The sequence below is a fragment of the Desulfitobacterium metallireducens DSM 15288 genome (genome assembly GCF_000231405.2).
Lineage (GTDB): Bacteria > Bacillota > Desulfitobacteriia > Desulfitobacteriales > Desulfitobacteriaceae > Desulfitobacterium_A > Desulfitobacterium_A metallireducens.
Genome location: NZ_CP007032.1, coordinates 864,918 through 877,792, shown reverse-complemented (window position 1 = coordinate 877,792; position 12,875 = coordinate 864,918). Strand labels below are relative to the sequence as shown.

Genomic DNA, 12,875 nt, shown 5'->3' with positions numbered 1-12,875 from the left:
CTAAATTTTATTCTTCTGTAATTCTGGAGTTGAAAACGGGATCGTTGACTTTATCATAACCTTCCCAATTACGCATAGTGTCTTTTCCGTAAATGAGTAAGCAGAGGACAACCCCAACACCTAACGCATATGCTGCACCACGAGAAATCAATACTGCCGCTACGATTCCAGCTACCCCAAGATCATTAAAGGTACGGGCTTTCAAAATTCCAACGCGAACCGCGACGTAACCTTGAACCAGCATCGTCAGGGAAAGCGCAATGGGAAGAATGGGTTTAACTAAGGTAACAATCGGAGTAAGGAAATAACCTGTAAGAGTTCCCAACCGGAAGGATGCTACTCCACCATACAAGCTATCCATAGCGTCCGGTCCTTTTTTGTATCGCTCACAGGTAACTACCTGCATGGCTGCCCAGAGGGGTCCGCACATGGTCAGATCTGGACCAAGCATTGACATAGTAAAGTTCCGGATTCCGACAATCATATTGTTACGATTGGCGTCAAAGTGAATATTTTCATCCCCATTCCGGAATTCGCGGGCTTCGTCGATTAACGCATCGGCCTGAATCAATTCACCAAACAAAATAATATAAATTGCAATGACGAGGGGAATGGAACTCGTGTACATAGCTAATGAAGGCCAGCCGATTCGATCCGCAAAAGGGGTCCATTGAGTAAAGACGGTGTATAACTGTGGAATGTTAAATCCCCATTGAACTTGGGGCCAAGGCAACTCACCTACGAGAGGAGCAATAAAGATCGCCAAAATAATCGGTGGCACTAAACCTAAATCAGAGACCACTTTAAAGAACTTGCTTTTAGCGACAAGGTTTTTGAAATGATTAGAAAACAAAATATAAAATCCTAAACCGATAGCGATGGTAATTGTAATAGGAGCGGTGTCAAATTTCAGACCTGGGTCAAATACTAATTTTACGGCAGCAATACCTGCTCCAATCAAGATTCCTGATTTCAGGGCATCCGGTACAATCGTAACAAACTTCTTTGCCAAACCCGTCGAGCCAAGTAAAAAGGCTAATAATCCAAGCTCCATTTCAAAGGCGATTAGAGCATGCATCCTGGGTACGCCTTCCGGGAAAGTCTTCAAATAAAGAAGGAGCAAAGGAATAGCAGGTGTAATCCAACCCGGAATAACCGGATCTCCCAAATGGGCATGCCAAGTATACAAGAAACCATTCATCATTACGATCGTCAATGCCACTTCAAAAGGCATCCCGAGATATTCTTGGAGCATCGGGATAGCTCCCAAACAGACTGCACACATGAGTAAGCCTTGAATATAGTCAGGGATTTCAAAACGGTAATGGAGAAAGGGTATCCTAAGTTGGAAGGGACCCAAGGGGATGTAAGGTTGAACTTCACCCTGTTTTCGTTTGATAGCAGGACCAAGTATGCTCATGATGCACTCTCCTTCAGTCGATTTTGGATCTCCAGTTTTAGGGAATCATTGAGTTAAAAAACGATTTATTTTTTTACCCCACCTCCTTATATTTTAAATTTTTCAATTACCCGGGTCTCGTATTCTGTATATTGCATTTTTCATGCCAATAATCTAAAAAGCGTCAAAATGTTATGCAAGGCTGAAATATCCCCATTCTTTAGGCCATCTTACAGTACAACTTCCCAAGGAAACCAATACGTTAAAAGAAGTTAAATCGCGCCTTTTCCTAATAAAATAAGCACGCCTTTAACTTCTTTATTTGTGTAATTATGCACAAATTATTCCGAGTTATTCTCCAAAACCAGTAAGTTAATATACTGTGCACATTCGCAACGTTTTGCAAAAATGCACAGTAAGCTATAATATCCCGTAATTTCTCGCTTTTCAGAAAATAGTCGTTCGATCTACCCCTAAGACCTCAGCCACCTTTTGTAAAGATCCATATTCTTTAAACGCCTCTTCAATAAGATAAATCTCTGTTTGTTTTACTGCATCTTTCAGTTTCGTTCCCCGCTTTGGCAAGGGAATCTGCCGTTGAATTATTTCGGGAAGGAGATTGACCGAAAGTTCATCTTCTATAGATATAATCATCATGCGTTCCATCACATTTTCTAATTCACGTACATTCCCTGGCCAAGAATAACCCATAAGTGTATCGATTACAGGTGATGAAATATGATGTTCAAAGTTAAATCGCTTGTTGAATTTACTCAAGAAAAATTCAACCAACAAAGGAATATCTTCCTTACGCTCCCTTAACGGAGGGACATGAATCGGTACGACATTTAAGCGATAAAAGAGATCCTGGCGGAAGGTACCTTCTTTAACCATCTTGTCAAGGTCTCGGTTCGTGGCCGTAATAATCTTCACATCAATTCTAATCGGCTTTGTTTCACCCACTCTGACTATTTCTTTTTCCTGAAGAGCACGTAAGAGTTTAGCCTGCAAAAGCAATGGCATATCCCCTATTTCATCAAGAAAAAGGGTCCCTGTATTCGCCAACTCAAATAGCCCGGGCTTTCCTTCTTTTTTGGCGCCAGTAAAAGCTCCACCAGCATAGCCAAAGAGTTCTGACTCAAGAAGTTGCTCAGGTATAGCCGCACAGTTAATTTTAATATAAGGTCGCTTACTCCCTTTTCCTCGGTCATGGATTAACTTTGCCATAAGTTCTTTACCTGTCCCGGATTCTCCCGTAATCAATACCGTCGTATCCACATCGGCTACTTTTACCGCAAGTTGAATAACTCGCTCCATAGCTTCACTACGATAAACTATCGAGTTCTCTTTGATCTGCATTGAGCGTAAATGGTTAAGTTCTATCTCATATTTCAACGTTTGTTCTTTTGTTTTCTTTAACTGATTTTCCAAAGTGTAAAGTTCAGTAATATCACGAACATTTGTGACGACCCGAAATAAATGTCCTTCCTCATCGAATATTGGATTTCCCGTTACAAGGATCTGCTTATTTGTTCGGTTAATCGTTTGTGGAATAGTGACTGATTTCCCTGTTTCAATAACTTGTAGCGTAACAGATTCATCGTAAAATCCTTCTTCTACTAACTGCGTCATTGATTTACCCACGATTTCGCTCGCGTTGATTCCTGATATTCGTTCATACGCACTGTTTACGCGGAGGGCAACACCATTACCATCGGCGATAAAAATTCCATCATAAGACGAGTCAATGATAGTACTTAGTTCTCTAAATAACGTTTTTACCGAATCCAGTTCAGCATAAAGATGTTCGATACTGGACAAATCCTGAAAAATACAAATCGCATTTTGAATAACTCCATTTTCAAGGAAAGGTGTATAATTTGCTACCACCGGTATGCCGTTAAGAACATTCTTTATCCCGAATAAAGCTTTCCCCGATTTGAGAACGCTCGGAAGCAATGAATTGGGAAACACCTGCGTAATCGGTTTGCCAATAAGTTCATCTTTATTAACACCCGCAATATCGGAAACGACGCGATTGACTAAAACAACTTTGGACTGCCCATCGACGATTATGATTCCATTATAGGCTACATCGAACATATCACAGATTTGTTTCATGAGCTGTGAGCTACTCTTTAAATCATTTAAATCAAGTATATTTAAGCTACGTTCTTCATCGTTAATCCCATTCTTCATCATAAACACCTCATTAATTGATATTTTGAATATAACAGACCCTCATTATTCCTAATGATGAAGAAAAGGGTCTAAACTGAGTAGCATGGGATATTTCGTCAAATCTGGCGTTTATCACAACGCAAAAAAGCACTTCAGGTATCCGCATCATCCCCGAAGTGCTATTTTTTAGCCAATATTACTATAATGCTTACTTTATCGTTCCATCCCCACCTTTCGGTGAGGGCACTCTTATTGCTTCGCTATTCGTAGATATTCATTGAGCAATCTATCAAAACGTTTGCTCAGTTCTACAATCTCTGGATCAGTAGTCGGTTTACACTTACCTAATTTGATAAGATCCTGATGCACTTCTACAATATCTTTGCATAAATGTTCAACTTGACATTTCACCGTAACTCAGACACCCTTTCATTGTTTACAATACAATCCACTTAGCTATACGCAAAGGGTGATTTTTATGCGGGGGAATCTGAAGGTTACCTTTTATGTCTAACCCATAGTTTTACGAGCAAAAATATCAGTACTCAACTTTACTAAACAGATCACTGCCTTTCTTCATAAGGGCCCTGTAAATCAATACATTCAGAAGAACGTAGAAAGAAATCAAACTGATTGCGGCCTGGTTTATAGTAAAATGTAACTTCACCAATAACCAAATGCTTAAACCGCTAAATAAAAAGCAGATTACAAGGCTAAATAATAGATTAAGGTTTTGTTTTACAGCTCTTTGTTCATCGCTCCAATGGAGTTTAGGGTTCAAAAGGTCAATGAAAACGCCAACTAGGTTAGCAAAAATTATTCCAAGTAGACTTACGGTACAAATGACAGCCATTAGATACCAAGATATCTCCAACAAAAATATTGCGGCAATACACATCGTCAACATTGCCACTATCCCCATGAGTACTCCGGTAATTACTTTTGCCAATATTTGTGTCCTATAACTGACAGGGATATATTTGTTGAATAAGATACTCTCTCCTTCTCTGGATATGGATGTTGATGCTATGCCATTCATGGAAGCAGCCATAAGCATAATACCAAATCCTACCCCAACAACTGTGCCTCCAACGGTTGGGTTTTGCAGCATTCCTTTTAGCTGTGTAAGTCCGGACATGGTTTTCGGCTTCATTACCGTTGATAGGATCAAAAATACGGGCCAGATGAAATTGACCAAAATACAGTTGATGAAATAGGCAGGAGTTCGAAATAAAATCCGTAATTCCTTTAACACGTAGGATTTAAGTATAGAGTTACGCACTGTTAGCCGGCTCAATTCCTGATCAGTGATAGATTTGCGACGTGATGACGATACAGAAACACCAGTAACTCCTTTATAGTATAACAAGTTACCCAGGAGCAAAAAAAGGTTGAACCCAATTAAGGATAGGGCTAAAAATAAGCAGATATAACCCAGTCCGCCGAGGGCTCCACTATTGATAAGGCTTAGTGCACCTAGCTTTGCCGGCGGAAAAATAATCGAAGTCGTTGCCACTAGCGAGTTATTGCCAAGCTGACCTATTCCCTGACTGAATGCCATTCTCTGCGTAAAGATATTTACGCCAACCCCAATAAATATAGCAAATATAGCACTAACTATCCGGAAAGCATCTTTATTTTTAGCAAGATTAGTAAATCGCATGATAACCATTACGATAACAGAGGCAAAGGCTATAGGCAGCACAGGCAGGCTCAAAAAGATAAGCAACCCGTAGAGATAATATAAAAAGTTCGGATCACTTTTTAGCCCGTACACAATTAAAAGCGGCAGTAAAATGACAGCTTCTGTCATGTATTCAAAGATTGTGACCACAATAAATTTCGCTCCTAAGATATGTGATGACTTAACCGGCAAGGGGAGCAAATTTTCAATGTCCTCGGAAAAATAGAAGGTATTCATGGTATATAAAAGACCGAAGAAAAAAATGATAAAAGCACTTACGGCTATACCTAGACTTAACAAAACTCCTTGTTCCCCCACTAAAGCAAGCCCATCATACATTTTCGTTACAAATTGAATCAGGCCCATAACCATGGGTAAAAAACAGAGAACCACGAAGGCCGTAAGCAGCGCTTGCCTAATCTTTTTCTTTTGGTCTGTTGGAAAACTGAAGGAATTCTTCATTAAGGTTTTTGCTAATATAAATACTTTTTTATTCATCTTCGATCATTTCCAAGAACATTTTTTCTAAAGACTCGTCTTGGCCTCTAAAGTGATCCTTCATCTCTTCTAACTTTCCGCAAAAGAGGACTTGGCCCTTATTAATGACAGCAACCCGGTCACATATTTTCTCGGCAACTTCGAGGACATGAGTAGAAAAGAAAACTGTATTTTGCTTATTGGCATGTTCCCGCATCATTTCCTTCAATGTGAAGGAAGCCTTAGGATCGAGTCCTGTCATAGGTTCATCCATGATCCACACGGAAGGATTATGAATGAGGACTCCCATAATCATAATTTTTTGCCGCATACCATGGGAATAACTTTGGATGCGGTCCCCTAAAACCTTGGCCATCTCAAAGCGCTCGCTCAACATTTCTATTCGTTCTTTTCTTTGTTTAGACGAAACATCGTAAATATCTGCTATAAAATTGAGATACTCTATTCCTTTTAGCCTTAGAAATATATTAGGACTATCAGGTACAAAACCAAAATGTTTTTTGGCTTGTAATGGATCTTCGATAGCATTTACTCCATCTATAATTATACTCCCGCTGTCAGGGGCCAATATTCCTGTAAGCATTTTGATTGTTGTCGTCTTACCTGCACCGTTAGGTCCTAAAAAACCGAAGATTTCCCCATTTCTTACAGAGAGATCAATATTATCAACTGCCTTGATAGGAGGACTGAAAGTCTTAGTGACCTTTTTCAGTTCAATCATACTGTCAACCCCTTCCGAATTATTTCTAGCGCTTAACCTTGTATACTGTTGAGGTAACGTTTTAGTAAATTTTAGCCTTATATACATTCGTCTTCCTGGAATAAATATCCTTCCGAGTCCTATAAAGAAATCATCTGTATGCCTCAGCAACATGGTAAAGAATTTCTTCTTCCGTAACGTTTAAGCAATAACAAATAGGAGTAGGAGAAAAAATATTTTTCATGTTAACTAACCTAATCGATTTAGTTTCCTCCTTGTGACCTTATTGGGTTAGGATTTCTTCTATAAACGCTTCCCCTATAGGAATCAGCCTTTCTCTCAAAGTCATGAATTTCTTTACACAATCCATGGCTGGCCAACTCCCTAAGATTTCTAAGGGTAACAGGGGGTCTTCCGAAATGACCTTCATAAATTCCAAGCCTAATTCATGCAAAATGGGAAGTGTTTGAGCTGCAGTTAGTTTTTCGGCTTTGCCTTGGGCTAAATCTATCTTAATTATAAGTGCTTCATACCTTTGGCGAAATAAAGAGATCTCCCAAACACTGCTTTCTATAGAAGAACTTTTTTGCTCCTTTTCCGGTTGTGCCGATAGAAGATGGATATATTCGCTAATCTGAAGACTACCCACTTTTTGAGAAATCTCTTTCGAAAAATCGTAGGGAGAAATCCAAACTCCTTTATTCAGAATGCCATAACCTAAACTCTGAAGGAACTTCGTGAGTTCATCTCTTTCGTTTTGTTTAGCATTAGGGAAAGAAAATATGACGAGATGCCAAACCCTGTCCCAAGGTTGTTTTTGCAGAGATAGCTTAGCTCGATAGTCCTTTATGGTAGCCCACCAGTTATAAATCATTGATTTCCCGATCTCTGTTAGTTGATAGATAACTTCTCCCTGATCCTTTGTCCTTGAAACCAACTGGTTTTGAACAGCTCTGGATAAACCCATACGAATGGCAGTTTCATTTTTCTCAAAAGCCTCGAATACTTTAAATACACTTTTTAAACGTATGCTATTATGTCCTTTGGGAAAAAAGTAGATATTGAAAATGAAAAGGAGAATACTTGTTACACTGTCTTTTTTTCGAATAGTTAACTTCATAAGGTTCCACCTTAAAACTGTATTTTTTGACCCACGAATACTCGTTTAAAATCATCGCCATATACTTGCTCGAAAAGTTGCATTGCTCCTTTATCCGTGTCATGGGGTGATAAGAAAACCTTTTGTACCCCTAAGGCTTTAAGTCCCACTATGATCTGCTTGAGTTCAGTATGAGAGGGTTTGCTGCTAAACAGCCGATCGCTACCAAAAATCTTTGCTAATATTCCACCATTTGGTTTATCTTTGAAAAGATGTAATCCACCAACAACTCCATATATCTTCTTGTCGGTAATCTCTCCTGCAATCTTTACCATGTTTATGATTTGTGGATGACCGCAGCCGGAGATCAAAACGACTCCTTTATCTTTGACATTAATCAATAACGATTGCTCATTAGTTTCGCCAAACATGAAAAGTTGCACTTTTATCGGCCCCGTACTGCCGATTGATTTAGTTAGGAGAGTTGGTTCTGTGACAGTTATTGATTGAGTCGTTTCACATGTCAACTCAATGGGAGCAAATAAGGGTTTTTCTTGAAAATTTATTAAAGTACCTTTACTTAATTCTACTTTATTGTCTTTAAAATTTATTCCTCCTACGTGATCAGCGTGGTTATGGCTTATAGCTAGGGCCTCTATCTGACTTAAATCAATATTTAGCCTAATAGCATTCTGCAAAAGGGGTGAAAGGTCTTCGGCCTTTTTGTTATAGCCAACATCAAATAAAATTTGTTCATTCTCGGCTTTTACAAGATATGATAAACCAGCCTCTGTCTTTAATTCGGGGGAATCTGTTTCATAATCCACTAATGGTAAAATCTCCAACTTTTCAACTTGAGGGAGTCTTAATTTATTTATCTTTAATAAGTTGTTCGCTTCTACTATATGCCTCTTTCCATTATAGTAACGCACTAACAAGAAGAGGTTAATTGTGAGGGTTATGCCACCTAAGGTTAACACAATTTCTAACAACCAACTCATCACATCACCCCATAACATATATTTTATTTATAATAATATATGTTATAAATAAAATATATGTCAATTATTTATTTCTATACTTGTATCTTTAGTTATCCAGCATATGAGCAGATTTCTTTAAAATAATTGCCTAAAAAAACCAAGCACCCGACTACTTTAAAGTCGGATGCTTGGTTACATTATTCAGTGGTGAGCCACAGACTATTCCCACTCAATCGTGCCAGGGGGTTTGGAGGTGATGTCATAGACGACACGGTTGACCCCATTAACTTCGTTGACAATACGAGTGGAGATCTTCTCCATCAAGTCATACGGCAGTCTCGCCCAATCGGCTGTCATGGCATCTTCACTGGTTACTGCACGAACGATAATCGGGTATGCATAGGTGCGTGAATCACCCATAACGCCTACGCTTTTGATGGTCGAGGGTAGAACCCCGAAGGTTTGCCAGATGTCCTTATAAAGCCCTGCCTTTCGTACTTCGTCGATAATAATGGCATCAGCTTCACGCAAGAGATCTAATTTTTCCAGAGTTATCTCTCCTAAAATCCGGATCGCAAGTCCCGGGCCTGGGAACGGTTGGCGGCTGACAATTTCGTCAGGAATTCCTAATTTTGCTCCGACTTCCCTAACCTCATCCTTATATAGCATGCGTAAAGGTTCAATAAGATCGAACTCCATATCCTCTGGAAGTCCACCGACATTATGGTGCGATTTAATGGTCTCTGCGGTATCTGTACCGCTTTCGACGATATCAGGATAGAGCGTTCCTTGAACGAGGAAGTCAATTTTGCCCAATTTGCGAGCTTCATCTTCGAAAAGGCGAATAAACTCGTTTCCGATATTCTTACGTTTGGTTTCAGGATCAGATATCCCTTCTACCTTACTCATAAACCGCTCACTAGCATCAACAAAGACGAGATTTAAATGAAATTGCTCCGTAAAAATCTTTTTCACTTCAACCGATTCATTTTTGCGCATAAAACCATGATCGACATAGACACAGGTCAGTTGATCCCCAATCGCCCTATGAACGAGGACGGCAGCTACCGAAGAATCCACTCCACCGCTCAAAGCGCAAAGCACACGACGATCTCCAACCTTCTCACGGATTTGTTTAACTTGTGTATCGATAAAGGAGCCCATCGTCCAATCACCTTTACATCCGCAAATATCCGTCAAAAAGTGTTCCAACATCTTTTGTCCGTCTGGTGTATGCTTAACTTCCGGATGAAACTGCACCGCATAGAACTGTCGAGTTTCATTGATCATCGCTGCGACTGGCGTATGTTCGGTATGTGCTGCGACTTTAAACCCTTCAGGCAAAGTCACAACTGAATCACCATGACTCATCCAACACTGACGTTCCCCACCAAGGCCTTCCCAAATGCCCTTAGGTTCATCGACCTGAAGAAGCGCTTTCCCATATTCTCTAACCTCTGGATGTTCCACCTTACCCCCGAGTTGAATCGTCATCAATTGCATACCATAACAAATTCCGAGAATCGGAATTCCTAAATCATAAATCGCCGGATCAACTTCTGGTGCACCTTCCTGATTTACGCTAGCAGGGCCACCCGAAAAGATAATGCCTTTGGGATTTCGAGCACGTATTTCAGCTATGGGAGTTTTATACGAAATCATCTCAGAATATACATGGGCCTCCCGTACTCTGCGGGCGATCAATTGGTTATATTGGCCACCAAAATCCAAGACCAGTACTAATTCTTGTGACATATACTAACCACCCTTTTATAAAATAGAAAATAACTGACGATCTTATTCTAACCGTCAGCATTTACTTAACCCTCATAACAAGGTCTTTTAAACTCTATCTATTCTATTATAATCTATTTTTAGGATTATTGATAAGCTTCTGGCTTCAAAATACCGATATAGGGAAGATTCCGATACTGCTCATTAAAATCTAAGCCATAACCGACAACAAATTCATCAGGAATCTTAAACCCATTATAATCCGGTTTAACATCGACTTTTCGCCGATCGGGTTTATCTAATAAGGTCACAATTTTGACACTTTCAGGATTGCGGGCAGTTAAATTTTCTTTAAGATATTTCAAGGTTAATCCCGTATCAACAATATCTTCAACAATTAAAATATGGACGTCTTCAACACTCCGCTCTAAGTCTTTCATAATCCGAACAACGCCAGAAGATGTTGTTGATGCTCCATAACTGGAAACGGCCATGAAATCATAAGCCAACGGGATCTTAATTTGGTGGATTAAATCCGCCATAAAAGGTACAGCCCCTTTAAGAATAGCTAAAACTAACAGATTCTTCCCTTGATAGTCACGGGTAATCTCTTCACCTAATTCAGCAATCCGTTTCAGGAGTTCTTCACGGCTAAACAGGATTTTACTAATTTGATCTTCCACCACGGCCACCTCCACTAAAACTCATTTTAGAATTATAGCAGACGAGCTCAGGGGAGTCAAACTTTTTTCGAACATTACTCCCTTAATATTTAATTAAAGTACGGATAAAGTACGGAAAAACCCTTTATGGCGCAAGAAACAGCCCGGGTTGTTAGCCCGGGCTTAGTTCCTATAAATTTGGAGGTCGAATTTTAATCTCTTTACCAAAATCCGAAAAATCTAAAGTCATCGTCATAGGCTCATTATTCGCTTTATTGTTCGATTGAATTGTCACCCTTCGAATCGTTTTATTTTTTCCACTGATATACACCATATAGTTGAAATCGGTCCAAAAATCTTCCATGATCTGATTTTGTACACTGGGTTGAAGCTGAAGTACCCAAACGTTCTCGCCGTTTAACTTCTCTTGACCCTTAAGCATCACCTCGCCAAGCTCTTTGAACTGCAAAGAAGTAATTGGATTGAGCTCCGCCAGGAAAACTTCTTGGGTAGCTGGGACACTGGGATACCGGACCCATCGTTTACCCAGTGGGTCTTTGAGATAGAACCCTTCTCCGACAACAATCATCTCAACTTCTGTGCCCACAAGCTGCCCTGAAATATGAGTGTTTCCACCGTCCTTTTCTCCTAGAATCTGAGTTAGTACGCGATCTTTTCCCTCTACCCACTGATGTTGGGTGATGCTATAGCGAAAAGAGGTCGCTTGGTTCAGGTTTTCTAAGCCGTGTGTCAACAACTCTGCGGGGTTGGGTTTCCATAAAAGGCGACCCATGATTCCCCCAACTAACACGGTACTGATAAGGATGATTAACAACAGACCCCTCTTCTTCATGTTCAGCCCCCCTGGCGGAGTTCTTATCACACTTTATGTAGAAAATAGGTTGCCCTATTCCTAATAAATTTTTTAAAGAGATAAATTATTTAAAAATCCGTTTCCATCTCCTGTACCTTTTGATATAGCCATTCATTAACAGGAGTGGGTACCTGATATCGTTTTCCTAAAGCGATAGTTGTTCCAGAAAATAGCCCTACCTCTGTCCGCCTCTTGGCTACCATATCTTGACGCATCGAAGGCATCCCCAAGGGATTTAATGTTTCGAGGACATGTAACCAATACTCCAAATCATCCTGCCCTAGATTGATACCGATCTTTTGCGAAAGTGTGATAACCTCCTTCATTGCCGCGATCATTACATTTCTAGGCTCACCTTCAACTTGAATTGCTCCATAATTTGTTGAAAATACAGCGACTGTCTGATTTACTCCTGTATTGAGCATAAATTTTCCCCACATTCGATGCTCCATATTCAGGGGAACCTCATAAGGGAAATTCATCAAATCAAAAAATTGGGCAACAGCTGTTACTTTATCTGACCAACTTGAATTGTCTTTCTCCCCAAAAGACAACATCCCCATGTTTTGATAAATCGCTTTGTTTCCAATCTTCACGGCATCCATGCCCTGGGCAACGCAATAAAGCATCTTTTCCATGCCAAAGGTCTTGCCGATGATTTCTTCACTGGATATTCCATTTAAGGCGGATAGAATAGTTGTATGTTCTCCTACTTGATGCTTTGCATCCTCAATCGCCTGTTCTAATTGATTGAATTTTACACAGAAAAGCAATAAATCAACAGGCTGTTGCTGACTTTCAGGTAAAACATAATTAAAATCATAACGTTTTCCATTACTATAGATGCCCGTTCCCTCATATTTCCGAATCCGACTTTGTGTGGCAATAACACGAACATCACCTTTTGGCAATTTATCGGTAAAATACGTTGCATACATTGTTCCTAACGCACCTAAACCTATGATCCCAATCGTTCTAATCTTCATCGTCATTTTAATATTCCTTTACTTTTTTCGTTTAAATAACATTTCTCCATCGTTCATTATTACCCTGCTTCTGAT

General features: G+C 39.8%; 11 protein-coding genes and 1 pseudogene. All 12 read right to left on the bottom strand.

The features are described 5' to 3' along the window. Positions 1 to 7: 7 nt before the first annotated feature. Complete coding sequence (locus DESME_RS04185) at positions 8 to 1,420, bottom strand: hypothetical protein (protein ID WP_006715106.1); 1,413 nt, start codon at positions 1,418 to 1,420, stop codon at positions 8 to 10. 426 nt (positions 1,421 to 1,846) lie between these two features. Continuing rightward, a complete protein-coding gene (locus tag DESME_RS04180) occupies positions 1,847 to 3,598 on the bottom strand; it encodes a sigma 54-interacting transcriptional regulator (protein WP_174377952.1) in 1,752 nt (583 codons plus the stop codon). 231 nt (positions 3,599 to 3,829) lie between these two features. Beyond that, the gene (locus tag DESME_RS15575) at positions 3,830 to 3,991 is read right to left on the bottom strand and encodes an aspartyl-phosphate phosphatase Spo0E family protein (protein ID WP_006715108.1); all 162 of its coding nucleotides are present in this window, start codon (positions 3,989 to 3,991) and stop codon (positions 3,830 to 3,832) included. 127 nt (positions 3,992 to 4,118) lie between these two features. After that, positions 4,119 to 5,762 (bottom strand): putative ABC transporter permease subunit, encoded by a 1,644-nt coding sequence (locus DESME_RS04175; protein WP_006715109.1) that lies wholly within the window; start codon positions 5,760 to 5,762, stop codon positions 4,119 to 4,121. Continuing rightward, positions 5,755 to 6,483 (bottom strand): ABC transporter ATP-binding protein, encoded by a 729-nt coding sequence (locus DESME_RS04170; RefSeq protein WP_025248654.1) that lies wholly within the window; start codon positions 6,481 to 6,483, stop codon positions 5,755 to 5,757. The genes DESME_RS04175 and DESME_RS04170 overlap by 8 nt, the downstream gene beginning before the upstream one ends. Before the next feature lie 139 nt (positions 6,484 to 6,622). Then, a pseudogene (locus tag DESME_RS16230) lies at positions 6,623 to 6,703 on the bottom strand (bacterioferritin-associated ferredoxin); the annotation flags it as partial. Positions 6,704 to 6,745: 42 nt separating this feature from the next. Then, on the bottom strand, positions 6,746 to 7,582 hold the full coding sequence (locus DESME_RS04165) for a transcriptional regulator (RefSeq protein ID WP_006715111.1): 837 nt from the start codon (positions 7,580 to 7,582) through the stop codon (positions 6,746 to 6,748). An 11-nt stretch (positions 7,583 to 7,593) separates the two neighbouring features. After that, positions 7,594 to 8,562: an MBL fold metallo-hydrolase gene (locus tag DESME_RS04160; RefSeq protein WP_025248653.1), complete on the bottom strand. Its 969-nt coding sequence runs from the start codon at positions 8,560 to 8,562 to the stop codon at positions 7,594 to 7,596. Between the two features lie 201 nt (positions 8,563 to 8,763). Continuing rightward, on the bottom strand, positions 8,764 to 10,299 hold the full coding sequence (gene guaA, locus DESME_RS04155; RefSeq protein WP_006715113.1) for a glutamine-hydrolyzing GMP synthase: 1,536 nt from the start codon (positions 10,297 to 10,299) through the stop codon (positions 8,764 to 8,766). Between the two features lie 125 nt (positions 10,300 to 10,424). After that, positions 10,425 to 10,961: a hypoxanthine phosphoribosyltransferase gene (hpt, locus tag DESME_RS04150; RefSeq protein WP_006715114.1), complete on the bottom strand. Its 537-nt coding sequence runs from the start codon at positions 10,959 to 10,961 to the stop codon at positions 10,425 to 10,427. 169 nt (positions 10,962 to 11,130) lie between these two features. Further along, positions 11,131 to 11,793, bottom strand: coding sequence for a LolA-like protein (locus tag DESME_RS04145; RefSeq protein ID WP_006715115.1), 663 nt, complete (start codon positions 11,791 to 11,793; stop codon positions 11,131 to 11,133). Positions 11,794 to 11,882: 89 nt separating this feature from the next. Next, positions 11,883 to 12,800: a ketopantoate reductase family protein gene (locus tag DESME_RS04140; protein WP_025248652.1), complete on the bottom strand. Its 918-nt coding sequence runs from the start codon at positions 12,798 to 12,800 to the stop codon at positions 11,883 to 11,885. Positions 12,801 to 12,875: the final 75 nt, after the last annotated feature.

Excerpts from the sequence above, each read along its gene's own strand:
- DESME_RS04185 (WP_006715106.1), bottom strand. The coding sequence starts at position 1,420 with ATGAGCATACTTGGTCCTGCTATCAAACGAAAACAGGGTGAAGTTCAA.
- DESME_RS04180 (WP_174377952.1), bottom strand. The coding sequence starts at position 3,598 with ATGAAGAATGGGATTAACGATGAAGAACGTAGCTTAAATATACTTGAT.
- DESME_RS04175 (WP_006715109.1), bottom strand. The coding sequence starts at position 5,762 with ATGAATAAAAAAGTATTTATATTAGCAAAAACCTTAATGAAGAATTCC.
- DESME_RS04170 (WP_025248654.1), bottom strand. The coding sequence starts at position 6,483 with ATGATTGAACTGAAAAAGGTCACTAAGACTTTCAGTCCTCCTATCAAG.
- DESME_RS04165 (WP_006715111.1), bottom strand. The coding sequence starts at position 7,582 with ATGAAGTTAACTATTCGAAAAAAAGACAGTGTAACAAGTATTCTCCTT.
- DESME_RS04160 (WP_025248653.1), bottom strand. The coding sequence starts at position 8,562 with ATGAGTTGGTTGTTAGAAATTGTGTTAACCTTAGGTGGCATAACCCTC.
- guaA (WP_006715113.1), bottom strand. The coding sequence starts at position 10,299 with ATGTCACAAGAATTAGTACTGGTCTTGGATTTTGGTGGCCAATATAAC.
- DESME_RS04145 (WP_006715115.1), bottom strand. The coding sequence starts at position 11,793 with ATGAAGAAGAGGGGTCTGTTGTTAATCATCCTTATCAGTACCGTGTTA.
- DESME_RS04140 (WP_025248652.1), bottom strand. The coding sequence starts at position 12,800 with ATGAAGATTAGAACGATTGGGATCATAGGTTTAGGTGCGTTAGGAACA.